Consider the following 25,351-nt stretch of genomic DNA (forward strand, 5'->3'; position numbering starts at 1 on the left):
TATTCTGATACAGGGATTTTGGACCGGCCGCAAGAGTGGCGACGAATGGGAGTGGGCAAGCATGAGCGATTGTGAGCCAAAGGGTTGGAAGCGCCGAGACATGCTGATTGGCGTCGGACTTTTTTCCGTTGTCGCCGGATTGCCGCTGTCTGCCTGCAATCCGCTGAAGATTCTGGCAAATAATGAGCCGACCGAAGCGCAGCGGGTCCTTCTTCGGGACGTGAGCCAAATGGTGATTCCGCGGACGGGTACGGCGGGGGCCGGTGATATCGGTGTGGGCGACTTTGTCATTCTCGGTCTTGCTCACGGTCTGGAAAACGCCCGTGACACGTTGCCGGTTGATGCTGGCGCGGAGCTTTCGGCCCATCGCCGGAATGACGGATCTCTTGATCACATATCCTGGCTCGAGAGTGAATTGGCTCGGCGCGCAAAGGGCGATTGGCCCAAACTGGATGAAGCGTCTCGCACGGCCGCGCTGGTCGCGTTGGACAGCGATGCTTATGCCGAAGGGGTGCAATCCCATCCGTGGCGTACGATCAAGGCCTTGATCCTGACCGGATATTACACATCGAGAATCGGTGGTTCGGAGGAACTTCGCTTCGAACTGGTCCCGGGCCGGTATGATCCTGATGTCCCCGTTACAGCCCAGACCCGAAGCTATTCGAGCGACTGGACTGCGGTAGATTTTGGTTAAGGCGAGGGCAGGGACAATGGATTTCGATGCGATTGTAGTTGGCTCGGGCATTACCGGTGGATGGGCTGCAAAGGAACTCACGGAAGCGGGCCTGAAGGTGCTGATGATCGAGCGGGGTCGCGAGATCCGGCACCAGCAGGACTATACGACGGAAACAAAGGCGCCTTGGGAAATGCCATTTAGGGGCCAGGGCGATCACGAGCTTTATGCCCGTGAATATCCCGTCCAGATGCTCAATCGACATTTCACCGAATATACCCAGGGGCATTTTGTCAACGATGCAGCGAACCCGTATTCGACAGGGGCGGGGACGGACTTCACATGGTTCCGCTCTTATGGTCTTGGCGGACGCTCGCTGACTTGGGGAAGGCAATCCTACCGATGGTCGGACTATGATTTTGGTGCAAACGCCCGTGATGGTCATGGGACCGACTGGCCGATCCGCTATGCCGATCTTGCCCCTTGGTACGACAAGGTCGAAGAGTTCATCGGGGTTTCAGGCGCGGCCGAGGGCCTGACCCAGCTCCCCGATGGCAAGTTTCAGCCCCCAATGGCCCTCAATCCGGTGGAACAGCATGTTCGCGGTGTGCTGAAGACCTATTGGCCGGAACGCTGCCTGACGATTGGCCGCACAGCCAATCTGACGGAGGAAAAGGAAGGTCGAACCAAGTGCCAAAACCGGTCGATCTGCGCGCGTGGCTGTTCATACGGTGCCTATTTTTCAACCCAGTCCAGCACGCTACCCGCCGCCATGAAGACTGGGAATCTGACAGTGATCACCGATGCCGTGGTCGAAGCAATCGACTATGATTCCGCGCTCAGGCGCGTCACCGGAGTGCGCTACATTGATCGCAAGAGTGGAACACACAAGACTGCGACTGCGCGATTGGTGTTCCTGAATGCAGGCGCGTTCAATTCGGTTCACGTCCTGCTCAATTCCGCCAACGCCGCAATGCCGAACGGACTTGCCAATTCCAGCGGTGTGCTTGGCACGCATATCATGGACCACGCCAACACGCTTTCAGCCATGGCCTTGATGCCCGGGTTTGAGGGCCATACCAGCTTTGGCAATCGACCGACCGGAGTTATCGTCGCGCGCTACCGAAACATGGAGCGTATCGATGGCGAGGGTCACACCCGCGGCTTCTCGTTCCAGGGCGGCGCGCTGCAAAGCACGTGGACCGCAGGCAAGCGAGAGGCCGGGATCGGGCCGGATTACAAGAACAGGCTGCAAAAGCCCGGAATGTGGCGGATGGTGCTGGTCGGCTTTGCCGATTGCGTGCCGCGCGCGAGCAATCGTCTTACGCTCAATCGCCGCCGGAGCGACGCCAACGGCCTGCCGGTGCTCAACATCGACTTTGCCTTTGGCCGGGAAGAACTCGCGGCGTTGGCGCAAGCCAAGTCCGACGCTGCCGAAATGCTGACCAAAGCCGGAGGCAAGGTCATCATGGGCTTCGATCGTCCTGGTGCCGGGGGAACGGCGATCCATGAAATGGGCGGCGCGCGGATGGGCCACGATCCGGCAACCTCGGTGCTCAACAAGTGGAGCCAAGCCCACGAAATTTCCAACCTGTTTGTGACCGACGGCGCGCAGATGAGTTCTTCTGCCTGCCAGAATCCTTCATTGACCTATATGGCCCTCACAGCCCGGGCCTGCGCAACCGCGGTTTCAATGCTGCGTGAAGGCAAGCTCTGACGTGAGCGCAACTCCATCCCTGACAAAGCGCCAGCAGGATCTGGCGCTGGTCACACTGATTGTCGCCGTTGTTCTCGAGATTGTCGACATGACGATCGTCAATACAGCGCTTCCGGCGATCTCGGCCGATTTCTCCGCGAAAGCGGAGACGGTTCAGTGGATCGTCGCGGGGTATGCGCTCAGCTTTGCCCTGCTCCTGATGTCAGGCGGGAGGCTTGGCGACAGCTTTGGGTATCGCCGGGTTTTCCTATGGGGCGTGGCCGGGTTTACGATGGCTTCGGTCGCTTGCGGACTTGCGCGCACTGCCGAAGAACTGGTTGCAGCGCGCCTGCTGCAAGGTGCGACAGGAGCCATCATGTCGCCGCAGGCAATGGCCCTGATGCAAGTGCTGTTTTCCCCGCTCGAACGAGTCTCGAAACTGGCCCTGTTCGGCCTCGTCGGCGGTCTGGCGGCAATCGCCGGTCCAATCCTTGGTGGCCTGTTGATTGAGGCCAACCTGTTCGGACTTGGCTGGCGGCTGGTCTTCCTGATCAATTTTCCGGTTGGGCTTATCGCATTGGTTTCAGGCTGGTATTTTCTCCCCGATCGCCGTTCTACTCATCCTGCGGGGTTCGACTGGGTTGGCACGACGGTATTCGGGGCAGCGGTGCTTGCCATTTTGTGGCCGCTCACTCGCGTCGAGGCCGGGTGGGGCTGGCCCGAGGTCGCCAGCCTGGCCTGTGCTGCGCCATTATTTGCCTGGGGCTGGCGTCACGTCGCTACGTGTATTGCCCAGTCGCGGGTTGCCCTATTTGATCCGGCCCTGCTCGCGATCCGGACTTTCAAGCTGGGCCTGGCGATCTCCGTTGCATTCGCCGCCGCCAATGCCGGATTTCTCCTTGCCTTTGCCTTTGCTCTCCAGTCGGAACGCGGCCAAACCCCGCTCGTGACCGGGCTTCTTCACATGCCGTTCGGACTAGGTGCGATGGTCGGGATTGCCGTGCTGGGGCGGAATTTCCTTCCGCGCTTCGGCAAATGGGTGATGGTTGCCGGAGGCGCGACGATGGTATTTGCGTCATCCGCCGTGCTCGCCGGAATCGGGGTATTCAACCTGCCGTGGCCCGCATTGTCGCCGCTACTGGTCCTGGCGGGGTTGGGTATGGGGGCACTTTCCGGCTCCATTGCCCCAGTCTCGGTCGCGCAGGTCGACAAGGATCATGCCGGTGCGGCCAGTGGCCTTCTCAAAACTGCCCAGCAGCTTGGCGGGGCGCTCGGTATTGCACTGTCGGGCAGTGTCTACTTCGCCTGGAAGGGCAATGCGACCGTGCCACCTTCGCTTGCGACAATAGCGGTCATTGCGACCCTTCTGATCCTCTGTGTCATCCTTTCACTGCGCCTTCCGGAGCGCATCTTTGTAGCAGTTCGACCCGTTAATTCGTGAATTATTATAGCCAGTGAGGAGTTCCGATTTGCAGTTGTTCGGCACTTCCTGCTTCGCCGAAGGTCCTTCCTGAATGGAGTCAGTGATGAAGACCCAAGTCGCGATAATCGGTGCGGGACCCGCCGGTCTCCTGCTTGGTCACCTGCTCAAGGCTGAGGGCATTGAGTGTGTGGTGCTGGAGCGCCAAACGCCCGACTATGTGCTTTCGCGCATTCGGGCGGGCGTGCTTGAACAGGTCACGGTTTCGCTGATGGAACGGCTTGGGCTGGATGCCCGCCTCAAGGCGGAGGGATTGATTGAAGACGGCTTCAATCTTGCCGATGGGGAACGGCTTATCCGGATCGACTGCCTTGGGCTGACCGGCAAGTCGGTCGTGGTCTATGGCCAGACGGAAGTTACCAAGGATCTTATGGACGCCGCTCCCGGTCGCGGGCTGACGGTGATCTATGGAGCCGAGGATGTTGCGCTGCACGATATCGAAAGTGACTCGCCCTTCGTTTCCTATCTTGAAGGTGGTGTTGCGAAGCGCATCGATGCCCGCTTCATCGCCGGGTGCGACGGATTCCACGGCCCGAGCCGCAAGGCGATTCCGGCCAGCTCCTGCCGCGACTTCGAACGGGTATACCCCTTCGGCTGGCTCGGCATCCTTGCAGACGTGCCGCCTTGCAATCACGAATTGATATATGCAAACCATGAACGCGGTTTTGCGCTTGCCTCGATGCGGAGCCACACCCGCAGTCGGTATTACATCGATGTTCCCCTCACCGACAGGCTGGAAGACTGGAGCGACGAACGGCTGTGGGATGAACTGGCGATCCGCCTTGGCCCGGACGCGGCTGCCGGGATCACACGCGGCCCTGCACTCGAAAAGAGCATTGCACCCTTGCGGAGCTATGTCTTCGAGCCAATGCGCCACGGCAGTCTGATGCTGTGCGGCGATGCCGCGCACATCGTTCCGCCGACCGGCGCCAAGGGGCTGAACCTGGCCGCAAGCGACGTGCTTTATGCCGCCGATGCTCTGGCGCGCTTCCTCATCCGATCCGACAATGATGCAATTGCGGGATACTCGGCCAAAGCGCTTGCGCGTGTCTGGAAGAGCGAGCGTTTCAGCTGGTCGCTGACCAAGTTGATGCACCGCTTCCCGGAAGACGGGATTTTCGAGCGGGCAATGCAGATCGCTGAACTGGACTATATAGCCAGCAGCGTGGCAGCCCAAACAAGCATTGCAGAAAATTACGTCGGCTTGCCGGTCTGATCGAGTTTCAGCGCGCTTCGGTCCACAATGTGACGGGCCCCACCAGTCCTGACGGTCGCAGGGGCGCATCTGCGCGATAGCCGGGAGCAGCAAGCTTGGCGATCCGTGTTGCCCCCGGCTGGGCATCGCCAATCAGCCTGTTGACCCACTTGTTAGCAACCCGGACCTCAAGCGCATTGCGGCCGGCACGTGCGGCTGCGCCGATATCGATCCGCCACGGTGTCCGCCAAAGCCCCCCGACTTGACGCCCGTTGACCCGGATTTCGGCAATGTCGTTCACCTCCCCCAGGTCCAGCCACAAGGGCAGGCCGGGCTTCCAACCCCGTGGCGCAACAAAGCTGTTCGCATATGACGCCACGCCCGAGAAATAGCGGATGCCCGGCTCGGCACTGTCTTGCAGCGGCGTCAGGCGATCCATCTTCGCCAGCGCAGGCGCACCCCTTCCGGACTGGAATGCTACAGACCAGGGACCCGTGACGCTGCCGGCCAGAACCTGCGTCGCTGCCCTATTATCCACATGATCCATCGGACTCTCTTTACGGAAAACCACGAAGATTGCGTCGTGTGGCGCGAGGGTAAGCGAGACCAGGGTTTTGCCCTCCACCGTCCGATAGCTGAGAGCCTCGCTGGTGCCGGTTTCGGCGTTCCACAGTTCGGGCCGCATACCGGTCGAGCGGAAGTGAGCGGTAATCGTTTCAGTAACGTCGCCGGGGTTGGAGAGGAAGAACAAACGCCCCTGCTCGAATACGCGCTCAACATAGGGTATTCGGGCACCGGCACTGCCGCCCTCGAATTGAAAACCGGCTGAAACTCCTGCTTTGCCCAACCCGCTGTCGATGTCGGCCGTGGCCAAAATGCGGCCCTTTCCGGTTTCTCCGGTCCACAGGGATTGTGCGATGCGCTGGAATTCGACCCGATCATCCGCAAGGCTGGGCGAACCTGTCGGCATGGCGCCGATCAGCGTTGCGCCACTGCGCACAATTTCCGCAAGTCTCTTGAGCAGCGGCAGAGTCATCTGCTGCGATGAGCCGCCAAGATAGATTGCCTTGTACCGCGCGCCACCTGCGCTGACGACTTCATTCCCCTCGACCTCCAATGCGTCGGTCAGCATCTGGGCATTGACGAAGTCATAGGCATGATTGCTGGGCAACTGAGCGGGAAGCTTGTCCGCAAAAAGTGCAGTGACTGGCGCTTCTTCCCCGATGAACCAGGCGACATCCGCGACGTTTTGCCCCTGCTGAAGCAGGTATGAGGTGCGGGCAATATAGTCGATCCACGGACGCGCGAGCGGGGCCCAGGCTTCGTGGCGATTGAAATATTGTCCAAAGATGGCAAGCGACAGCCCCGGCTGCATGTCGTCCAGCGGCTGGTGCACCGAGGTGTGTATCACGGGGCGGTTGATGCCCTGGATGAACTCTAAGTCGATGACTGGCTTCAGGTCTTTCGGAGCGAAGTCCCAGGGCGAATTGACTGCCGTCATTGACTCTGCCGCAACAAATGGCTTGCCATAGACGTGCGCGACGGAGGCGGCTCCTTTCATATCGCCGAGCAATGTGGTGCGGGGTGCGCCGTCTTTCTGCCAAGTCCAAAGTGCCGCCATCGGCACATCCGCGAAGCGACGCATCGCAAGGTCATTTCCGAGCAGCGGACGCTTGTCCTCAAGCGCTTCGCCGTAGACGATGAGGCCATTTTCATGCGCGACCTGCGCCACTGTGCCATAATGCTTGTCTGCCAGCAGCTCGGCTAGGGTCTGGCGATAATCGAACAGGAAGCGCTCGGTTTCATCGGGAGAGCCGATCACAAATCCTGCAAGGGCCGGAAGCCAGGGCCTTAGAGCATAGCCCCGCCGTGCCCGAAACTCCGCTTCCATGGCACCCGTCCAGTTCGCACTGCCCACCTCGATCGAGTCCGTCAGGATTGCCCCGAGCCCGCTTTTGCCAAATTTGTCGGGGCCAAGAGTATCCCGGTACATGCCAAGATAGGTTTCCATGTAGCGCCGCACGGCTGCGGCATCGTATTTGTCGACTTCCAACCCCGTCGCTTCCGGCGTGGCCGGGTGATTGGTCTTGCCTGTGAGAGACCAACCGAAACGCAGGACGCGCCAGTCATGACCTTTTGGCGCAGTCCAATCGAGCGTGCCGGCCGGCTTCAACCGATCGGTTAGGTCGACAACCTGGCCTGGGCCGAAACCGGCAGTCGCAGCATCACCGGAGCCGATCGCGTAATAATCGAGAACCGTTTCGTAGCCGGCCTTTTCCTCCGCGCGATCGACACGCGGTTCGGTGAACAGCTCCAAGTCGCCGAGGCGCACGGACATGAGCGGGCCGGTATCGAAAAAGTTGATCGACACGGCACCCGGGGCGGCGTTCAGTAGGTCGAGATTGCCCTTGTCGTTGCTGTCTTCCAGCCGCAACCGGAATTCCTTGGCGGTCGTCGCCGGGAACCGCTGCGTCGTTGGCACGCTGGTAATCGATACCGGGGATACGGGGCGCCATTCGGTGCCATCGCGCGCTTCAAGGATTGCGCGCAGTGGCACACCCCGGAACGGCATCTTCAAACCCGGCATGAAGAGCCGAAATGCATTGATGGTAACCGGCTTGCGATACACGATCGTCACCGAGCCGGATTTGTCGCTGGCAAGAGGCACGTTGACCCCGGTCACAAAGTCGGCATCGGTCAGGGTCGCGGCAGACAGGGCGGTGCCGTCGCTAAGCGCATAACTGGCGGTGGGTAGGCGAGATGCGGACACTGGCATCGCCAGGATTGCCACTGTGCCGCTGGCCTTCGGTTTCGCGCTTTCGCCACCGCTATGCCCAGGCATCATCTCGGCGAAGGGCAGGTCCTGATATGGTCCGGTAGTATCGGGCGCTGGCGCAAGTTTGCCGGAGATGCGCTTGCCTCCAGTGAGCAGCGTCTCGCTCCAGACGAGTTTTTTCATGCCGTCCTGGGGATTGACCCACGGCCCCCCGGTCACTGACCAACCCGGAGAGGCGGCAATGGCGAATTCCAATTCCTGCCGGTTGGCCTCGCTCACCGCAAAGCGGAAGGCATCTTTCCATTCCGGGTGCATGTAGACCAGCCGCTTTTCGACGACTTGCGGAGTATCAAGACTGGCATCGAAATTCTGCACCCCGCCAATGCCGACTGCCTTGAGCCAGATCAGATCCTTCGCAATGCCATCCTTCGTAATGTTGCCATTCATCCAGTGCCACCAGACGCGCGGACGTGCAGTTTGCGGTGGATCGCGAAACTGCTTTGCGAGGACATCCTCTGTCGTCTTGGCCGGCGGCTCGCCCGCAAAGGTCGCGGTCGTCGACAGAATTGCGCTGCTCAATATGGCTGAAGTTAAGCACACGCTGATGGCCGTTCCGGCGTGGTTCCGGTCTTTGTGCTTCATGACTCACTTCTCCCACCAAGTTTTGTTATGTCTTGAGATTACAGCCCAATTCAGACGATGCCCGCGCCGAGCCCGACTGGTTTTCGCTCTTGCGCCTTGCGTTCGCGCCAGTGACTCTGGCGATAGGCCGACAGGACGTCGATTGCGCCCCCCGCTTCCAATCGAGCTTTGGCCAGGATGGGCGCGACGTCGATATTATAGGCGCGTCGCAGGGCCTGAAAGGCCATCATCGTATCATTGGCCTGTTGCGCTGCATGAAGCGCCTCGCGGTCGATCAGGCTTGCCTTTGCATAGCATTGGACAATTGCCTCGGCGCTGGAGAGCATGGATTCAATGGGGTCTGTCACATTGTGCGACTGGTCGATCATATAGGCCGGGTTGAAACCGTCACGGGGGTGAAGTTCGGCTTCCACCAGTTCGTTGAATACGAGAAACAATTGATGCGGATTGATGCTGCCTGAATCGAGATCGTCGTCGCCATATTTACTGTCGTTGAAGTGGAATCCCCCTAGCTTGCCGAAACGATGCAGTCGGGCGACGATCTGTTCGATGTTCACATTGGGCGCATGATGGCCAAGATCGACAAGGCACTTGGCTTTCGGCCCCAGTTCCTGCGCAGCAAGAATCGAGCTGCCCCAATCGCTGATGACCGTCGAATAAAAGGCTGGCTCGAACATCTTGTGCTCGAGAAGCATTCGCCAATCGTCCGGCAGCGCATCATAGACTTGCGCTGCGGCCTCCAGATAGCGGTCGAGGCTCCGGGCGAAGTCCTGCTGTCCCGGGAAATTGGTTCCATCGCCGACCCAGACGGTAAGGTCGCGACTGCCGAGCTGGCGCCCGATCTCGATGCATTCGATGTTGTGCTCGACGGCCTGCTGGCGTGTCGATTCTACAGTCGAGGACAGTGATCCGGTTGCATAGGTCTGGGCCTGTTCCGGCTGATCCTGGAATGTGTTGGAATTGACCGCATCGAAGCCAAGCCCGAGGCTAGCCGCCTCCTCGCGCAGCGCCGCGTAGTCGCTGACCTTGTCCCAAGGAAAATGGGGGGAGACGCGGGGTGTGACGCAGCTCAGCTGGTTGATCACGGCACAGTCTTCCAGCTTTTCGTGGATGTTGGTCGGCTCTCCCGGGATCGGGAATTTCGCGAAGCGCGTGCCGCCGCGCCCCGCACCCCAGCTTGGCACGGCGACCGAAAATGCACTGACCCGCGCCTTGATTGCGTCAATATCGAGACCCGTGCGCGCCAGCTTGCGGCCGAGGGCTGCATAGTCCTCTTCAAGGGCATCGACATCGGCGGCGTTGCCTTCCGCAATCAAATCGGCGGAAAGAGGCAGGTTCATCTTGGCATTCCTCTCACTGCATCGTTCAGCGGGTGAACGCTTGGGCATTGCCTGCGTCCACATTGATCATGTTGCCGGTGGACTTTGCAGACATATCGCTTGCGAGCCAATAGGCGGCCTCCGCGACATCTTCCGGCAGGACATCGCGTCCAAGCATCGAGCGCTGGCGATAATGTTCTTCGAGTTCCTTGCCCGGGTCGATCCCATGTGTGCCTGCACGTTCCTTGCGCCAGTCACCATCCCAAATCTTGCTGCCGCGGATCACGGCATCGGGGTTGACTATGTTGACGCGGATGCCAGCGGGCGCACCTTCAAGGGCAAGACAACGGGCAAGGTGGTTCGCCGCTGCCTTGGCACTGGCATAGGCAGACGCGCCTGCCGCCGCGGCCACTGCATTCTTCGAACCGATAAAGACAACGCTGGTGCCGCCTTGATCCTTCATCTGGCGGAGCAGGGGCCAAGCCGCGCGGCTGGTCAAGAAATAGCCTTTTGAAAGTACGTCATAGTTGCGGTCCCAAAGCGCGACGGTGGTGGCCTCAATCGGCGCCGAACTCGCAATGCCCGCGTTTGCAACGAGAATGTCGAGCCCGCCAAATTCGCGCGCGCAGGCATCAAAGGCGGCGACTACTTGCGCTTCATCGGTGACGTCGCAGACGGTTGCACGAACGACATCCGGGTTGAACTGTCTGGCAAATCCGGCACGGACGTCTTCCACAGCAAGGCCATCGCGATCGGCCAGCATGACGCAAGCGCCGTCTTGCAGCAGGCGAGCCGCGGTTGCCGCGCCAATGCCGCCGGCACCGCCCGTGACCAGCGCGATCCTGCCGACCATGGGTTTGGGTGCGGGCATGCGTTGCAGCTTTGCTTCTTCCAGCAACCAGTATTCGATGTCGAAGGCTTCTTGCTCGTCCAGTGCGATATAGTCGCCAATAGCCTCGGCCCCGCGCATGACATTGATCGCGTTGCCGTAGAATTCACCAGCCAGCCTTGCGGTCGTCTTGTCGGCGGCAAAGGTCAGGCGACCGACACCGGGGACGAGGACGACCACCGGGTTGGAATCCCGCATCGCCGGAGAATTGGCGCGTCTGCAGCGCTCGTAATAGGCTGCATAGTGATCGCGGTAGGCTGCGATCATCCCGGAAAGATAGGCATCATCCTGAAGTCGCGCCGGATCGAGCGTGAGCGGCGCGATCTTGGTCCGCAAAAAATGGTCGGGGCAGGATGTGCCGAGTGCTGCGAGCCGCTCGAAATTCGCCGATCCAGTGAACTCCAACACCTCGGCATCATCAGAATAATGGCCGACTTTGCGGCGAGCGCCTGTCATGAGGCCGCGCAGGCGGGGCATGAGATTGGCGGCAATCGCCGCGCGGTCCGGGTTCGGGGCGACCTTCTGCCCGCCGAAGGCCGACTTGCTCGCCAATGCGTCGTTCAGGTAGCTTGCCGCATCCGCGATCAATTGCACCGTATGCTCGTAACAGGCTTTGGCACTGTCCGCCCAGCAGATGATGCCGTGACCTGCGAGCATGACACCGGCGATGCCGGGATTGGCCTTCACATAGTCGCGCAGTTGGACGCCAAGCGTGTAGCCGGGCCGTTTCCAGCCAAGCCAGCCGATCTTGCCGCCCCAGATTTTCTGCGTCGTCGCTTCGCCGCCCGAACTGGCAGCGAGGGCAATGATCGCGTCAGGATGAACATGATCGACATGGGCAAAGGGCAGCAATGAGTGCAATGGCGTGTCGATGCTCGCCGCGCGGCTGTTCAGGTTGAAGGTGCAGTGCGGCAGGAAGCCGACCATCTTGTCGTCGTCGTCCGGCCCGCCATAATGTTCTTCAAGCCCTAGCAACTTGCTTTGGTAGAGCGTGGCAAAGCCGTCGAGCTTCATGGATCCGATATCGCCGCCTGATCCCTTGACCCAAAGCACTTCAACCGTATCGCCTGAAAGCGGGTCGGTCTCCATGATCTTCGCCGAGGTATTGCCTCCGCCAAAGTTGGTCACGGTCAGGTCTCCGCCCAACAGGTTGGAGCGATAAAGCAAAAGCTCTGCCTCGCTCAAGGTTGCGGCGGTTGAGTCATCCCAGCGGCTTGCGGGAATCGCGAACGGAATCGCGGCGGGCGAAATGGCAGATTGCATGTTCATGGTGACGCCGCTTAGCATTCTGCACTTGCTTAATCAATCGTATTCGCTAGAAAACAATCAAAATCAATCATTGAAACTGCAATAAGTTCTGGAGCGGAACACTGGAAAAGGGACATGTCATTGTCGTTGACGTCGGAAAGACGCTGAGCAAGGTCAGTCTCTGGTCGCGCGACGGGCATTGTCTCGAGAAACTCTCCCGCCCCAATGCCATCCATCCAGCCGATCCTTTTGCACCTCTCGATACAGCGGCCACGGCGGACTGGCTGATTGAGGCTTTGGCTCGTTTCCGCGGCCATCCGGTTGAGGCCATTGTTCCGGTCGCCCACGGCGCTGCAATTGCTGGAATCCGGAATGGCGAACTGGCCTTTGCCTCGCCCGACTATGAATGGCCGATTCCCGACGTATGCCTCTCCGAATATCGGGCCCAGCGCGACGCATTCGCGGTCACGGGGTCGCCCGCGCTGCCGGCCGGGCTCAATCTCGGTAGTCAGCTTCACTATCTCGAATGGCTCGACCGGGCGCGTTTCGAGCAGTCGACGCTTATGCCATATGCGCAATATTGGGCCTGGCTGCTTTCCGGCGTTGCCGTCAGCGAGGTCACCAGCCTGGGCTGCCATTCTGATATTTGGGCGCCGGAAGCGGGAGACTTCTCACCAATGGCCTGTCGCCGGGGCTGGGCAGGCCAGTTCGCGCCGCTGGTCAGCGCCAATGCGGTCCTGGGGACGCTTCGGCCTGCACTCGCCGCGCAGACGGGCTTGTCACCTAATGTGCGCATTCACGCCGGCATTCACGATTCCAACGCCGCCCTGATCGCTGCGCGCGGATTTCGTGAATTCAGTGGACAGGAAGCGACGATCCTTTCCACCGGAACCTGGTTCATTGCCTTGCGTTCGCCGCGCGAGCCGGTCGACATCGCGGCGTTGCCCGAGACCCGAGACTGCCTGGTTAACGTCGACGCCTACGGTCAGCCGGTGCCTTCGGCGCGGGTCATGGGCGGGCGCGAGATCGAATTGCTTGGCGCCCGCATCGACAGGCCTGGAACGGCTGGTCTCTCGGATGTGCTGGCCGCGAAATCGATGGCACTGCCAAGCCAGGTGCCTGGTTGTGGACCCTTCCCGAATCGCGAGCCCCGCCTTGTCGACTGGCCGTCCGATCCGGAGGAGCAAGCGGCTGCCGTCGCACTCTATGCGGCGCTGATGGCGGATACTGTTCTCGACCTTATCGGTTCCGTGGAAAGGCTGCTTGTCGAAGGTCGCTTCGCCGCGTCCGAACTCTTCACGCGTGCGCTCGCCCGACTGCGCCCGAACACACAAGTGTTCACGGCGAGCGGCGAAACTGACGTTTCGCTCGGGGCGTTGCGCCTGATTCACCAGGACCTCACACCGTCAGGCGCGCTGGTCCGGGTCGAACCGCTCGAGGCTGATATTGCCGGATACAAGGAGATTTGGATCGCACGAATGGGGGGAGAGTTATGACCACGGCGAAGCAAGCACAGGGAACGTGGCGGGACACGATTTTGGCAGGTCTGGCGAACTATATCGATTCCGGCTCGATCGTGGCCGGGTCTGTTGCGCTGGCGCTCTGGAAGGACATTTACGGTCTGACCGACAGCTTCATCGGTCTCATCGCCGCGTTCAGCGCCAATGCGATTTCGGCCGGGGTCGGAGCGTTCATTGGCGGCTGGCTTTGCGACCGGTTCGGACGCAAAAAGATCTACCAGTACGACATGCTGTTCTACGCCGTTGGCATGCTCTTCCTGATCTTCGCGAGTGCGGCCTGGATGATCATCGCCGGGTTCCTTCTGGTCGGCCTTGCGGTCGGTGCGGACATTCCGGCGAGCTGGTCGCTGATTGCCGAACAGGCGCCAGACGATCGGCGCGGTGCGCATAGTGGCGTTGCCCAAGTGCTTTGGAATCTCGGGCCGGTTGTGGTCCTCGGTGCGGCCTATTTCCTCAAGCCTTTCGGGATTGACGGAATTCGCTGGTTGTTCATCCATCTTGCCGTGTTGGCGCTGGCCCTGACCTTCCTGCGTTCCAGAATGCGGGAGTCCCAGCGATGGGAAGAGGCGCAAGCCAAGAAGGGCAGCGCGTTGTCGAGCTGGGCCGAGCTGTTCAGCCCGCGCTACCTGGCGGCAATGCTCTACCTGATCGTGATGTATGGATTCTGGAACCTTTGGGCGGGTTATAACGGCTTTTTTACTCCGTACCTGATCGAGCAAAATCACTTGCCGCAATGGGCCGCGACCATCCTTCCGGCGAGCAATTTTCTGCTCGGAATCATTTCTTTGCTGGTGGTTTTCATGCCGCTATCGGACAAGGTCAACCAGCGCACGCTGTTTGGTCTTTCGGCGCTGTTGCAGGTGGTCGGCATGGCCATGCTGGCGGTGTTCGGATTTACTCTGCAGACTGTGTTGCTCCACGTTGTCATCATGGGCATTGCTGGCGGCTTCGGCGCGCAGAGCTTTTTCCAGCTTTGGAGTTCGGAGCTTTTCCCGACCGCAATTCGCAGCCGCGCTCAGGGGGTCACCTTCGCGGTGGTGCGGGTCAGCCTGGGCGTCTGGAGCCTTGCGGTGCCTTCGCTTGCGTCAAACGATTTTGCCACGCTTGCCTGGATCCTGACCGGGTTCCTCGCCGCCAGCGGGATCGTTGGCTGGATTTGGGCGCCCAGCAATGAAGGCAAGTCGCTTGAACAGCTTGAGGCCGAGCGCCTGTCATCCTAGGAGCGCTGCTATGCATGCCAGCCAACGTGAAACGCATATTATCGCGGCGATGAAGCCCAGCGGCTTCGTCAGCTATCGCGATCTCGAGGCATCGCTCGACGCTTCTGCGGCGACAATTCGCCGTGACTTGAGCCGTCTGGAGGAACAGGGTCGGATCATTCGAGTTCATGGCGGGGCAAAGCTGGCGGAAGGCGGTCGCAAGCCACCGATGCTGCGACTGGCGGGTACGCCGTTCGACCAGTCGATTACCCAAAACCTCTCTGCCAAGCAGGCGATCGGTCGCGCAGCTGCGGCGCTCTGCGAGCTGGGGGAGGGGGTCATGATCGATGGAGGAACCACAACGCTGCAAATGTGCCCGCACCTTGCCGGTCTCGATCTTCAGGTGCTGACGAATTCCCTCCATATTGTCACGGCACTTCTGCCGCAGGCTGGCACCAAGATCCTTCTGCCTTCGGGTGTCGTGTTTCGCGAACAGAATATCATTCTTGCCCCGGCGGGCGAGGAATCGATGCCGCGATTCCATGCGCCCAAGCTTTTCATGGGTGCCGCCGCTGTCGGCCCTCATGGCGCGATGCAGGCTGACGTTGTGCTCGTTGCGGCGGAGCGTCGCCTGATTGATCGCGCCGAGCAGGTGATCCTGCTAGTCGATTCAACCAAGTTCCAATCGACGTCCGGTGCAATTGTCTGCGACCTGGAGGAGATTGATTTGGTGATCACCGATGCCGGGATCGAACCAGCCGCGCGGGAGATGCTTGAACATGCGGGGATTCAGGTGATCGTGGCTCAATAGGGTGCGTTCAAGCGCATGAGCGCGCCCTCGATCAAGCCGGCAATCTGGTCGGGCCGTCCATGCTCCAGTTGGAGGTTGCCGATTGCAACGCTTGAGTCGATGACATCCTTGCAGCGGTCAAACCGTCGCTCCTGATATGCGAGCAGCGCCGAGGCGACGTCGTTGGCGCGGGCCAGTTCCTCGGCCAGGACAATCCCGCTTTCCACGGCCATCCCCGCACCACTCGCAAGGTGCGGAGTGGTGGCGTGGACGGCATCGCCCAACAAGACGATCCGTCCATTGTACCAGGGCTTTGGCTGGCACACGGCCGCCAGCGGGCGGTAGTTGATCCAGTTTTCGCGCGACATGTTGTCCCGAATCCAGCCGGCATTTCCGCCAAATGGTGCCAGGTGCGATTTCATCCCCTCAAACAGTTCCGCATCATCCATGAACCGTTCGCCTTCGACGTGCCGGGTCAGAAGGAACAGATAGACGGCGTCCGCGCCGCAAATCGTAATCCCGCAGGGACTTTCCGCGCCAAAATAGAATTCGCCCATATCCTGCTCCGGGGGCTTCCGGATCGATATCCGCCAGCAGCCCTGACCGGTTGGCTCAGGCATGCCCATGTGCGGAAAGGCAAGGTCGCGCACGGCTGAATTCACGCTGTCAGCGCCGATCACCAAATCATAACGTCCGGTCGTGTCATTGGAGAATTTCGCGTCGACGGCGTCACCGCTGGTTTCGAGCGCCGTCACGGTCAGGCCGAGGCGCACGGAGATGTTCTGCGCTCGAACTTCATCCTGCATGATCCGATGAAGTACGGGGCGCATGATTCCGCCCGTCGCCGGCAGGCCTTCCTCGATTGCGGGCTCTTCAAGGACACGAAGCACGGTGCCGTCGAACAGGCGAACCCTGCTGGCGTTGGTCACGGCGCCTTCCGCCTTGATCCGGTCGATCAGACCAAGGTGGCGATAGGCCCGCAAGGTCGGCCCGGTGATGGTAATCCCGGCGCCATAGACGCGCCAATCAGGATCAAGGTCGATCAGGTCCACGGCAACGCCGGATCGGGCGAGGTTGATTGCCGCCGCCATGCCGCCAATTCCGCCGCCGACAATCAATGCGCTGCGGATGCTCTCGATCTTTGTCCCAGTCATGATCTGCACTTAACCGCTGGGCGCAAGGGTGCAAATCGGAACGATGGATAGCTCTCCATCCAAATTATGAGAGAGACACGGCAAACCGAAAGGATCAGGATCCGACGATGCGCATACTTGTTACCGGAGCGGGAGGGTTTGTCGGACGCGAGATTTCGACCCGGCTGGTTGCGCGCGGCGACACCGTGATCGCGCTCGATGCAGCCGCTATGGACGTCCAGGACGGTGTCGAGCCTGTTGCGGGGGACCTCGGCGATCGTTCCGTGCGCCGCGAAGCTCTCTCTCAAGGGATCGACGCTGTAATTCATCTTGCCACAGTTCCGGGCGGGGCTGCAGAGGCCGATCCAGCCACGGCCCGCCGGATCAATGTTGATGCGATGTATGACCTTTTGCTTGAAACGAGTGCCGTCAAGCCGGGACTCAGGTTTGTCTATGCAAGCTCGATTGCCGTGTTCGGCGATGCGCTTCCGGACCGCGTCGATGACGCGACTCCGCTCAATCCCAAATTGATCTACGGAGGCCACAAAGCGATGATGGAGGATGTCGTCGCGATGATGTCCAATCGCGGCATGATCGACGGTGTCACCGTTCGGCTGCCGGGCATCCTTGCGCGACCCAGGGCAGCCTCAGGGATGAAGAGCGCATTCCTGTCGGATTTGTTTCATGCCTTGAAAGCAGGCGAACCTTTCATCTGCCCGGTCTCGTCTGCTGGACGGATCTGGGCGCAGTCTGTTGCATGCTGTGCGAACAATTTCGTCCATGCTGTTTCGCTGGATAGCGCGCTCATGCCGCCGAACCGTGCGGTGACATTGCCAGCGCTTGTCGTTGCGATTGGCGCCATGGCTCAGGAGATCGCCCGCCAAACCGGGGTCGATGCGGGATTGGTCGAATATCGGCCCGAGCCCGCGCTTGAAGCGATGTTTGCGGCCCAGCCTCCGCTTGTCACTCCGGCTGCCGAACACGCGGGGTTTGCCCATGACGGCGATCTTGCTACACTGGTCGCCAGCGCTCTCGCAACTTTGCAATAGACGGGGGCGGGGAGAGATGGCGATGCGGTTCGGACGACTGGACCTCAACCTGCTGGTGGCGCTCGATGCGCTCCTTACGGACAAGAGCGTTAGCTTGGCTGCGGATCGGCTCTGCTTGTCGCAATCTGCAACGTCGAGTGCACTGGGCAGACTGCGCGAATATTTCGGTGACGATTTGCTGGTGGTGAAGGGCCGCCATATGATCCTGACAGCGCGTGCGGAAGAACTGATCGAACCGGTCCGAGCCGTCCTAGAACAAATTCGTAGCACCATTGCTATCGCACCGCCTTTCGATCCGGACACCGCCGATCGGCAGATACGGATCATGGCATCGGATTATACAACTCAGGTCCTTCTGGCAGATGCTCTGGCCCAGCTAGAAAGTGACGCGCCAAATTTGCGATTTGAAATTCAGCCGATGAGCACTAATCCCATCGAAGCGGTCGAGCGCGGATTTATTGATCTCTTGATTACCATCGATTTTGCTGTGACCGCCGATCATCCGAGCGAGTTCCTCTTCGAGGATGATTATGTCGTTGTCGGCGACGCCAACAATCTTGCACTGAAGGGTGAGATGACGCGGGAGAAATATTTTGAACTTGGCCATGTAACTGCCCGCTTTGGCAGAGCCCAGATGCCTGCGTTCGAAGAATGGTTCACCCGCAGGCAAAAGCAAAAGCGGCGCATCGAAGTAGTCGCACCGAGTTTTCTGTCTTTACCGGGGCTCGTACTTGGGACGCGTCGCATTGTTACAATGCATCGGCGACTTGCGGAGCAGGTGGTCAACAGTTTCCCACTTGTCATGCGAGAGCTGCCTTTCGCCATGCCGCCAATCCGCGAAGTTGTGCAATGGCATATTACCAACAACAACGACCGGGCCTTGCGTTGGGTCATAGAGCGGCTGGCGCTCGTTGCGCAGAGTCGTGCGATATCTAGAAGTAATGTCATTCCATTGGGTGGGGAAGGCGAGATGCTGCGGGATGAGTTGGCCGTCCGCTTCCAGGCTGACTCTGGCACGCTCTAGCTGTTATTTCTCACCAAAAAACATTTTAAGATATATCTTGACTATTTCGTGAGGCATGATATCTGGCGGCCATTGGCCTCCGAAGGATCAGTGGATCCTGCACCGGCTTCGCAATGCGAAGCGCCAACACGCGAGATGCCGATCAATCAACCAAGAGACCGAAAGACTCTGAACATGAACCACGTCAGCACTGCCATCGTCCCGACGGACAAAGGCAGCCGTTATCTCCAGCAATTGTGCAAGCATTGGGCGCACAACCTCACCGTCGAATTCGACACCCAACAGGGGAAGGTGATCTTCCCGAAGGATTCTCGGGGAGCGGAGTGGCCCGGAGATGGGATCTTCACGATGACAGCTTCAGAAACGGCGCTGACATGCCGCATCGAAGCGTCCGCTCAGGGCCAGCTTGACGGGCTTAAGGGCGCCGTCGAACGTCACCTCAACCGCTTTGCCTTCCGTGAAGGGGAGCTATTCTATCGGTGGCAGGATGGCTGACGTCAGGCGGCCCCGCGCGCGTGCAGGTGCATGAGGGCAAAGAAGTCTTCGAACGCCAACCGCGCATCGAGGCGTTCGAACACCTTGATGCTGCGTCCGGCAATCGGATCGCCATAGGCCAGATCCGTCCCAATCCGGCGCGCCTCGCGATCGATGACATCGCTGCTGTCTGGCGTCAGCGCAGTGAGCAGAACCAACGGGCTGTCCCCCAATGGCCACGCGCCGCCGACGCTCACAAAATCCGGCGGGTTGGTGAACTGGTCGTAGAGCCAGGCTCCGAACGGCGACATTGTCTGCAGCTTGTCGCGCAGGGCTGATACCGGATATTGCATCTGGCGATAGGCATTCACCGGAACCTGCCAAAGCGGTATCGTCGTCTCTTCGATGACCTTGCGAGCAGCGCCCGGATCGCAGTCAAGATTATATTCCCACCCGCCCTTCGGCCAGGGGCCGCCGCCGATCCAGACCACGGTCATCCGGGACGCGATACGTGGCTCAAGCGCTAGTGCCGCGGCCAGGTTGGTGAGCGGTCCGCCGCATGTGAAGAAAAGCGGCAACGGATCATCGCGCATTGCTTCTGCGACAATCGCTCTTGCGGCATTGCTTGGCGCGAGTGAGCCGGGTTCCTCGGTTCCGGCCAACACCATTGGACGCATTGTGATGCCGGCCTTCGCAAGAAGCTCCAACGCCTTCTCGCGCCCAAGTGCTGCGGATCGGGTCTTGAGTTCGCCCTGCGCGAATTTGGGGTCCAGCACCGAACTGGTAATCAGCACGGTCATGGTCGTTGGACTTAGTAGCTGGTGCGTAAGCGCTACCAGGCCATCGGGATCGCCAGCGAAATCATTGTCGATGATGATGCGCGCCGACGGCTTCTGCGGGATAGTGCGGAAGGGCAGGGCACGCGCTGGCCGCGCGAGGAGCCCTGTCACGACTGCTGCTCCGGCCGCCCCGAGCAATCCACGACGGGCGATCATAGCTTCGGATTCCCGTCGCGCCACCTGACGGTCAGCTCGATACCCTGCCCAATCGGCAAGAGTGCGGTCTGAAGATCTGCCTTTTCCCGCACGGCGTTTCGATATTCGCGCACTTCGGGTCGGGCGATCTCGGGCGAAATCATGTTGTCGGCGCAGATCACGCTTTCTTCATCCAGCTTTGGATACAGGGCATCAAAGCAGGGAAGGTAGAGTTCCTTCCATATGTCGAGCAACGCAAAATCGAAGCTTCCGCTATCCTCCCGGATCATGGCAACTGCGTCTCCCAATCGGAAATCGACCACATCGTCCAGCCCCGCCTCGGCCAATTGTGTCCGGGCATGGGCCTGTTTGTAATCGGCGATTTCAATCGTCACGACCTTGGCCCCGACCGATCGGGCCGCATCTGCGAGAAACAGCGTTGAGTATCCATAGGATGTGCCCAGTTCGAGGATCCGTCGAGGACGCCGGGCGAGGATCAATGCGTGAAGGAAGGCCCCGACTTCCGGGCCGACCGGCAACAGGAACTCATCGCGAATGGCGAATGCTGCGGGGCCAAGCTCCCGCATGCGTTGGCTGTCGGCCTGCTCGCGCCTGTCGTAGCGGGCGAAGACCGCAGCGACCTTCCGATCGGAAAAATGCATTTTTCCCTGCCTTTCCAGTGCCATCGCGGGGCGAAGGCGCGACCCAATCAATCCTCGAAGATGGCCACGGCTCGCGTCCAGCCAGCCGAAGCGCCCTGGATCTTGGCCGGGAAGCATGAGATCGTGAATCCGGTTGAAGGAATGGCTTCGAGGTTGTGCATCTTCTCGATGTGGCAATAGCCGATGTCATGGCCGGCGCGGTGGCCTTCCCAGATCAGCTTTGGATTGCTCGTTTCTTCGACCTTGGCCTTGGTGTGGACGAACGGCGCATCCCATGACCAGGCGTCGGTTCCCGTCACGCGTACACCGCGTTCAAGCAGATACATTGTGCCTTCATACCCCACACCGGCGCCGCGGCTGACATAGGCCGGATCGCGGTTCGCCAACGCCATGCCAGCGGCGGTGTTGACAACGACGATATCGAGCGGCTGCAAGTCATGTCCGATGCGTTCAAGTTCGGCCTCGATATCGTCGGCGGTCACGACATATCCGTCTTTCTTGTGGCGAAAATCGAGCTTCACGCCGGGGTTGAGAAACCATTCAAGCGGCATCTGGTCGATGGTCTGCGAAGCACGGGCGCCGCCGGGCAGACTTGCGTCCTGCTGGGCGTGATAATGCCAGGGTGCATCGACATGGGTGCCGCTGTGGGTCGTAAGCTTTACCCATTCGGAAGCGCAGAACGGATCGCCGCCGATGATCCCGTCGATATCCGCGCCGGGGAAGAAATTCTCCAGCTCGTGGCGGGTGTCCTTGTGGGTCTCATAGTCGATATGAGGTTTCAGGAACGGCGGATCGCTGATCACGTCATTGGAAAGGGTCATCGAAAGATCAACATAACGGCGGGGCATTTCACATTCTCCCTAGGGTTTTCAGTCTGCGGTCCAGCCGCCATCCACGACAAGGCTGGTTCCGGTCACTAGTGCAGAAGCGTCAGTGGCAAGAAATAGCACTGCGCCCATCAAGTCTTCCACTTTTCCAATACGCCCCAATTTGATTCTGGCCAGAACATTGGCCGTGAAGCCTTCGTCCTCGAACATCGGTCGGGTCAGGGGTGTTTCGATGAAAGTCGGCGCAATCGTGTTGGATCTTATGCCATGCTGGGCAAGATCCAGCGCGAAGGCCTTGTTCATGCCTTCAAGTCCCCATTTGCTGGCGCAATAGAGCGAACGGTTGGGTCCGCCGACATGGCCCATCTGCGATCCCATGTGGATCAGGCTGCCGGCCGTTTGTGTTTCGATCATGCGCCTGGCGGAGGCTTGGGCCACGAAGAAAGCACTTTTGAGGTTGAGGCTCAGAACCGCGTCATAATCTGCCTCGCTCACGTCCCACATTGGCATTGGGCGGTTTGTGCCCGCATTGTTGACCAGCACATGAAATGGCTCTCGGCTTTCGAAGAATGCCGAGACTGCAGCAAGGTCGGACACATCGAGCGTAGCAGCAATTGCGTTCCTGCCAATTCGGGCAGCAGCAGCCTCTATTTCTGCAGCCGTGCGCGCGACAAGCGTAACCAGTGCACCCGCGTCGGCCAAGGCAGCCCCGGCCGCAAGCCCAATCCCGCGGCCGGCACCCGTCACAATACAGCGCTTGCCATCAAGCCGGAAACTTGGGGTCTGGGGCAGGCTTGCGGTCACGCGCGCGTCAGCTCGCTTGGTTCGGCCTGTCCGGCATAGGGAACGTTGCGGCCGCCGAAACGGCGCACGCGTATGTTCGCCTGTTCACCGTGCCCTGCAAAACCTTCCAGCGCGCAGAGGCGGCTGCAATATTCGCCCACCAATGTTGAGGCTTCGTCCGTCAATACCTTCTGGTAGGTGCAGGTCTTGAGGAATTTGCCGACCCACAGGCCACCGGTATAGCGCGCGGCCTTCTTCGTCGGCAGCGTGTGGTTGGTACCGATCACCTTGTCGCCATAGGACACGTTGGTGCGGTTTCCGAGGAAAAGCGCGCCGTAATTTGTCATGTTGGTCAGGAAGTAGTCCGGGTCCTGCGTCATGATCTGAACATGTTCGCTCGCGATCTGGTTGGCGATCTGCACCATTTCCTCGCAGCTGTCCGCCACAATCACTTCCCCGAAATTATCCCAGGCCTTGCGGGCGTGCTCTGCAGTGGGGAGAATCTGTAGCAGGCGCTCAATTTCGCCCATCGTCTCGCGGGCGAATTTCTCACTGTTGGTCAGCAAGACGCCGGGGCTATCCGGTCCGTGCTCGACCTGGCCCAGGATGTCGGTCGCGGCCATTTCTGGGTCGCAGCCGATTTCGTCGGCGACTATCAGGGTTTCGGTCGGCCCGGCAAACAGGTCGATGCCGACCCGGCCAAAGAGCTGGCGCTTGGCTTCGGCGACAAAGGCATTGCCAGGGCCGACAAGAATATCGACCGGAGCGATCAACTGGGTACCGATCGCCATTGCGCCCACGGCCTGAATTCCGCCAAGAGCGTAAATCGCATCGGCGCCTGCCATCGCCTGCGCGGCTACAATCGCGCGCGCTGTCGTGCCCTGAAATGGCGGAGCGCAGGTAATCACACGCGGAACCCCGGCCACCTTGGCCGTGATGACGCTCATGTGCGCCGAGGCGAGAAGGGGGTATTTGCCACCGGGGACGTAGCATCCCGCCGCCTGGATCGGCACATTCTTGTGCCCAAGGATCACGCCCGGAATCGTCTCGACCTCGACGTCCTTCATCGAATCGCGCTGGATCTGGGCGAAGTTGCGGACTTGGCTCTGGGCAAACTCGATGTCCTTGCGCTCCTGCGGCGTGAGGCTGTCAACGCAACGGTCGATTTCGGCCTGGCTGAGCCGGTAATCCTCGCGATCCCATCCGTCGAACTTGTTCGACATTTCACGTACGGCTGCGTCGCCGCGCTTCTCGATGTCGGCAAGCGCAGCCTCGACGATATCGCGCACCTTGCGATCGGCATCCGCCTTCGCTTCCGCGGTTGCACCGCGCTTGAGCCAATTGGCCATAGGTCTCCCAAACTTCAAAACTGATTTCGCGTCGCCACTTGCATCAGGGCGATCTGGCGAACCATCAAATAGTATCGATGGATGTCTATTGATCGAATGCCTTTGTCCGTGGTCATAACGCTACCTATCGGGTTGGGCCTGACATTGGGGAGGAGTGCGACCATGCGTCTGGCGACGGTAAATGACGGAACGAGGGATGGGCGGCTGGTCGTGGTTTCTCCCGATGGCGCAGCCTGCGCTGTATCGCCGGTCAAGACGTTGCAGGAGGCACTTGAGAATTGGGATGACGTTGCGCCTCGCCTGGCGTCCATTGTGGATTTTCCGGACCCGATCGCTCCCCTGCGCCTGATGGCGCCCTTGCCGCGCGCCTGGCAGTGGCTCGACGGTTCAGTGTTCGCAAGCCACGGGGCGCTGATGGACAAGGTGTTGGGCATCGACAAGCCGCCGGTGAGCTGGCCGTTGATGTATCAGGGTGTCTCTGACAAATTCTATGGCCCGAGCGAAGATGTCCGGATGCCGGATGAGGGGCTGCAGATCGACTTTGAGGGCGAATTCGGAATCATTGTCGATGCAGTGCCGATGGGCACATCTGCGTCCGACTGCATGAAGCACATCAAGCTCGTCGTGCAGATCAACGATTGGTCGCTCAGGGCGCTGGCGGGGCCCGAAATGAAGTCCGGTTTCGGCTGGGTGCAGGCCAAGCCGCCGTGCTCGATGGCGCCCTTTGCCGTGACGACGGACGAACTGGGTGATTCCTGGCGCAACGGGCGCGCCTGCCTTGACTTGCTGGTCGATTGGAACGGGCAACGCTTCGGCGCGGCCAATGGCGAGCCAATGGGATACGGCTTTCACGAACTGGTCGCGCACGCGTGCCGGACCCGCGATCTCGTCGCGGGAACCGTAATCGGATCCGGCACGGTCTCGAATGAAAACTTCCGCGAATGCGGCTCCTCGTGCATCGCAGAGCGGCGCGGGATCGAGATCGTCGATGAGGGCGCGCCCAGAACCGAGTTCATGCGGTTCGGGGACACAGTCCGGATGCAGGGGACACTGCCTGACGGTCATGCGCCATTTGGGGCGATCGAGGCCAAAGTCGTCAAGGCGTGAGCGCGCGTTCCGACAGCGGCCTGCCTCCCGTCCATCGCGTGGTCACCGGGCACGACGCCAACGGTCGCGCTGTGTTCAACTCGGACGATGTCACACCGACCCGCATGATCGCAACGGGCGACGCCAGCTTCCTGTTGCTCTGGACAACGCCAACGGTCCCCGCCGATAACAATGATGAAACCGATGGACGTGAGCGAGATGCGGGTCTTACCATCGATAAGGGATCGGTCATCCGCATCGTTGACATGCTGCCGGGCTGCGAAAGCCCTATGCATCGTACCAACTCGATCGACTACGGCATTGTATTGGAAGGAGAGATCGAACTGGAACTCGATAGCGGCGCCAGGAAGACCGTTAGTCAAGGTGGCATTGTCATTCAGCGGGGAACAAACCATCTTTGGCGCAACACAACGGACAAAGCAGCGCGGATTGGCTTCATCCTGATCGAGGCGCTCCCCTATCTCCACAACGGCCAGCCTCTGTGTGAGATGAAGCCTGACAGAAGATAAAACTAGTTTCGCAACACGAATGTTCAGTCAAGA

22 protein-coding genes are annotated in these 25,351 nt (G+C 60.1%); 12 read left to right on the forward strand and 10 right to left on the reverse strand.

The annotated features are described in order from the left end of the window. Positions 1-61 precede the first annotated feature (61 nt). The 4 genes from K0O24_RS12225 to pobA all read left to right on the forward strand — a co-directional run bounded on the left by K0O24_RS12225 (position 62) and on the right by pobA (position 5,065). Positions 62-694, forward strand: coding sequence for a gluconate 2-dehydrogenase subunit 3 family protein (locus K0O24_RS12225; protein ID WP_219893014.1), 633 nt, complete (start codon positions 62-64; stop codon positions 692-694). Positions 695-710: 16 nt separating this feature from the next. Then, positions 711-2,390, forward strand: a complete 1,680-nt coding sequence (locus K0O24_RS12230; protein ID WP_219893015.1) for a GMC oxidoreductase — start codon at positions 711-713, stop codon at positions 2,388-2,390. A gap of 1 nt (position 2,391) precedes the next feature. Further along, entirely contained in the window at positions 2,392-3,810 is a 1,419-nt protein-coding gene (locus K0O24_RS12235; protein ID WP_219893016.1) for an MFS transporter, read from the forward strand. Positions 3,811-3,895: 85 nt separating this feature from the next. Beyond that, complete coding sequence (pobA, locus tag K0O24_RS12240; protein WP_219893017.1) at positions 3,896-5,065, forward strand: 4-hydroxybenzoate 3-monooxygenase; 1,170 nt, start codon at positions 3,896-3,898, stop codon at positions 5,063-5,065. A gap of 7 nt (positions 5,066-5,072) precedes the next feature. On the opposite strand, the gene K0O24_RS12245 is transcribed toward pobA, so the two are convergent. The 4 genes from K0O24_RS12245 to K0O24_RS16805 are packed head-to-tail and all read right to left on the reverse strand — an operon-like array spanning position 5,073 to position 12,154. Then, on the reverse strand, positions 5,073-8,462 hold the full coding sequence (locus tag K0O24_RS12245) for a glycosyl hydrolase (RefSeq protein WP_219893018.1): 3,390 nt from the start codon (positions 8,460-8,462) through the stop codon (positions 5,073-5,075). A gap of 50 nt (positions 8,463-8,512) precedes the next feature. Beyond that, positions 8,513-9,802 carry an L-rhamnose catabolism isomerase gene (rhaI, locus tag K0O24_RS12250; RefSeq protein WP_219893019.1) on the reverse strand — a complete coding sequence of 430 codons (1,290 nt, stop codon included), beginning with the start codon at positions 9,800-9,802 and terminating at the stop codon, positions 8,513-8,515. Positions 9,803-9,827: 25 nt separating this feature from the next. Beyond that, entirely contained in the window at positions 9,828-11,939 is a 2,112-nt protein-coding gene (locus K0O24_RS12255) for a bifunctional rhamnulose-1-phosphate aldolase/short-chain dehydrogenase (protein WP_219893020.1), read from the reverse strand. 29 nt (positions 11,940-11,968) lie between these two features. Then, a complete protein-coding gene (locus K0O24_RS16805) occupies positions 11,969-12,154 on the reverse strand; it encodes a hypothetical protein (protein WP_246610988.1) in 186 nt (61 codons plus the stop codon). 60 nt (positions 12,155-12,214) lie between these two features. Here K0O24_RS16805 and K0O24_RS12260 point away from each other — a divergent pair, with 60 nt between their 5' ends. Genes K0O24_RS12260 through K0O24_RS12270 form a run of 3 tightly spaced genes read left to right on the forward strand, consistent with a single transcriptional unit; the run spans position 12,215 to position 15,448 of the window. Further along, positions 12,215-13,414: an acetate and sugar kinases/Hsc70/actin family protein gene (locus tag K0O24_RS12260; protein ID WP_246610989.1), complete on the forward strand. Its 1,200-nt coding sequence runs from the start codon at positions 12,215-12,217 to the stop codon at positions 13,412-13,414. Continuing rightward, positions 13,411-14,658, forward strand: coding sequence for an MFS transporter (locus tag K0O24_RS12265; RefSeq protein WP_219893021.1), 1,248 nt, complete (start codon positions 13,411-13,413; stop codon positions 14,656-14,658). The genes K0O24_RS12260 and K0O24_RS12265 overlap by 4 nt, the downstream gene beginning before the upstream one ends. 10 nt (positions 14,659-14,668) lie before the next feature. Continuing rightward, positions 14,669-15,448: a DeoR/GlpR family DNA-binding transcription regulator gene (locus K0O24_RS12270; RefSeq protein WP_219893022.1), complete on the forward strand. Its 780-nt coding sequence runs from the start codon at positions 14,669-14,671 to the stop codon at positions 15,446-15,448. Here the strand turns inward: K0O24_RS12270 and K0O24_RS12275 are convergent. Further along, on the reverse strand, positions 15,442-16,581 hold the full coding sequence (locus K0O24_RS12275; RefSeq protein ID WP_219893023.1) for an FAD-dependent monooxygenase: 1,140 nt from the start codon (positions 16,579-16,581) through the stop codon (positions 15,442-15,444). The genes K0O24_RS12270 and K0O24_RS12275 overlap by 7 nt on opposite strands. A 107-nt stretch (positions 16,582-16,688) precedes the next feature. Here K0O24_RS12275 and K0O24_RS12280 point away from each other — a divergent pair, with 107 nt between their 5' ends. The 3 genes from K0O24_RS12280 (at position 16,689) to K0O24_RS12290 (ending at position 19,128) form a co-directional block, all read left to right on the forward strand. Next, positions 16,689-17,609, forward strand: coding sequence for an NAD-dependent epimerase/dehydratase family protein (locus tag K0O24_RS12280; protein WP_219893024.1), 921 nt, complete (start codon positions 16,689-16,691; stop codon positions 17,607-17,609). A gap of 16 nt (positions 17,610-17,625) precedes the next feature. Continuing rightward, entirely contained in the window at positions 17,626-18,633 is a 1,008-nt protein-coding gene (locus K0O24_RS12285) for a LysR family transcriptional regulator (protein WP_246610990.1), read from the forward strand. Positions 18,634-18,807: 174 nt separating this feature from the next. After that, complete coding sequence (locus K0O24_RS12290) at positions 18,808-19,128, forward strand: DUF2218 domain-containing protein (protein ID WP_219893025.1); 321 nt, start codon at positions 18,808-18,810, stop codon at positions 19,126-19,128. A gap of 2 nt (positions 19,129-19,130) precedes the next feature. On the opposite strand, the gene K0O24_RS12295 is transcribed toward K0O24_RS12290, so the two are convergent. The 5 genes from K0O24_RS12295 to hisD are packed head-to-tail and all read right to left on the reverse strand — an operon-like array spanning position 19,131 to position 23,702. Beyond that, positions 19,131-20,126, reverse strand: a complete 996-nt coding sequence (locus tag K0O24_RS12295; protein ID WP_246610991.1) for a nucleoside hydrolase — start codon at positions 20,124-20,126, stop codon at positions 19,131-19,133. Further along, positions 20,099-20,743 carry an O-methyltransferase gene (locus K0O24_RS12300; RefSeq protein WP_219893026.1) on the reverse strand — a complete coding sequence of 215 codons (645 nt, stop codon included), beginning with the start codon at positions 20,741-20,743 and terminating at the stop codon, positions 20,099-20,101. Before K0O24_RS12300 ends, K0O24_RS12295 begins: the two co-directional genes overlap by 28 nt. Before the next feature lie 47 nt (positions 20,744-20,790). Then, positions 20,791-21,591, reverse strand: coding sequence for a cyclase family protein (locus tag K0O24_RS12305; protein WP_219893027.1), 801 nt, complete (start codon positions 21,589-21,591; stop codon positions 20,791-20,793). A gap of 21 nt (positions 21,592-21,612) precedes the next feature. Further along, positions 21,613-22,374 (reverse strand): SDR family NAD(P)-dependent oxidoreductase, encoded by a 762-nt coding sequence (locus K0O24_RS12310; protein ID WP_219893028.1) that lies wholly within the window; start codon positions 22,372-22,374, stop codon positions 21,613-21,615. Next, entirely contained in the window at positions 22,371-23,702 is a 1,332-nt protein-coding gene (gene hisD, locus K0O24_RS12315; protein WP_219893029.1) for a histidinol dehydrogenase, read from the reverse strand. Before hisD ends, K0O24_RS12310 begins: the two co-directional genes overlap by 4 nt. A gap of 162 nt (positions 23,703-23,864) precedes the next feature. Here hisD and K0O24_RS12320 point away from each other — a divergent pair, with 162 nt between their 5' ends. Next, complete coding sequence (locus tag K0O24_RS12320) at positions 23,865-24,809, forward strand: fumarylacetoacetate hydrolase family protein (protein ID WP_219893030.1); 945 nt, start codon at positions 23,865-23,867, stop codon at positions 24,807-24,809. Next, positions 24,806-25,318: a cupin domain-containing protein gene (locus tag K0O24_RS12325; protein ID WP_219893031.1), complete on the forward strand. Its 513-nt coding sequence runs from the start codon at positions 24,806-24,808 to the stop codon at positions 25,316-25,318. The genes K0O24_RS12320 and K0O24_RS12325 overlap by 4 nt, the downstream gene beginning before the upstream one ends. The last annotated feature ends 33 nt before the right edge of the window (positions 25,319-25,351 follow it).

The sequence above is a fragment of the Aquisediminimonas profunda genome (genome assembly GCF_019443285.1).
Taxonomy (GTDB): Bacteria; Pseudomonadota; Alphaproteobacteria; order Sphingomonadales; family Sphingomonadaceae; genus Aquisediminimonas; species Aquisediminimonas profunda.

Bases quoted from the DNA above. Each gene is read 5' to 3' on its own strand.
- K0O24_RS12225 (WP_219893014.1), top strand. From the start codon at position 62: ATGAGCGATTGTGAGCCAAAGGGTTGGAAGCGCCGAGACATGCTGATT.
- K0O24_RS12230 (WP_219893015.1), top strand. From the start codon at position 711: ATGGATTTCGATGCGATTGTAGTTGGCTCGGGCATTACCGGTGGATGG.
- pobA (WP_219893017.1), top strand. From the start codon at position 3,896: ATGAAGACCCAAGTCGCGATAATCGGTGCGGGACCCGCCGGTCTCCTG.
- K0O24_RS12245 (WP_219893018.1), bottom strand. From the start codon at position 8,462: ATGAAGCACAAAGACCGGAACCACGCCGGAACGGCCATCAGCGTGTGC.
- rhaI (WP_219893019.1), bottom strand. From the start codon at position 9,802: ATGAACCTGCCTCTTTCCGCCGATTTGATTGCGGAAGGCAACGCCGCC.
- K0O24_RS12255 (WP_219893020.1), bottom strand. From the start codon at position 11,939: ATGAACATGCAATCTGCCATTTCGCCCGCCGCGATTCCGTTCGCGATT.
- K0O24_RS16805 (WP_246610988.1), bottom strand. From the start codon at position 12,154: ATGGATGGCATTGGGGCGGGAGAGTTTCTCGAGACAATGCCCGTCGCG.
- K0O24_RS12265 (WP_219893021.1), top strand. From the start codon at position 13,411: ATGACCACGGCGAAGCAAGCACAGGGAACGTGGCGGGACACGATTTTG.
- K0O24_RS12270 (WP_219893022.1), top strand. From the start codon at position 14,669: ATGCATGCCAGCCAACGTGAAACGCATATTATCGCGGCGATGAAGCCC.
- K0O24_RS12275 (WP_219893023.1), bottom strand. From the start codon at position 16,581: ATGACTGGGACAAAGATCGAGAGCATCCGCAGCGCATTGATTGTCGGC.
- K0O24_RS12280 (WP_219893024.1), top strand. From the start codon at position 16,689: ATGCGCATACTTGTTACCGGAGCGGGAGGGTTTGTCGGACGCGAGATT.
- K0O24_RS12285 (WP_246610990.1), top strand. From the start codon at position 17,626: ATGGCGATGCGGTTCGGACGACTGGACCTCAACCTGCTGGTGGCGCTC.
- K0O24_RS12290 (WP_219893025.1), top strand. From the start codon at position 18,808: ATGAACCACGTCAGCACTGCCATCGTCCCGACGGACAAAGGCAGCCGT.
- K0O24_RS12300 (WP_219893026.1), bottom strand. From the start codon at position 20,743: ATGCATTTTTCCGATCGGAAGGTCGCTGCGGTCTTCGCCCGCTACGAC.
- K0O24_RS12305 (WP_219893027.1), bottom strand. From the start codon at position 21,591: ATGCCCCGCCGTTATGTTGATCTTTCGATGACCCTTTCCAATGACGTG.
- hisD (WP_219893029.1), bottom strand. From the start codon at position 23,702: ATGGCCAATTGGCTCAAGCGCGGTGCAACCGCGGAAGCGAAGGCGGAT.
- K0O24_RS12320 (WP_219893030.1), top strand. From the start codon at position 23,865: ATGCGTCTGGCGACGGTAAATGACGGAACGAGGGATGGGCGGCTGGTC.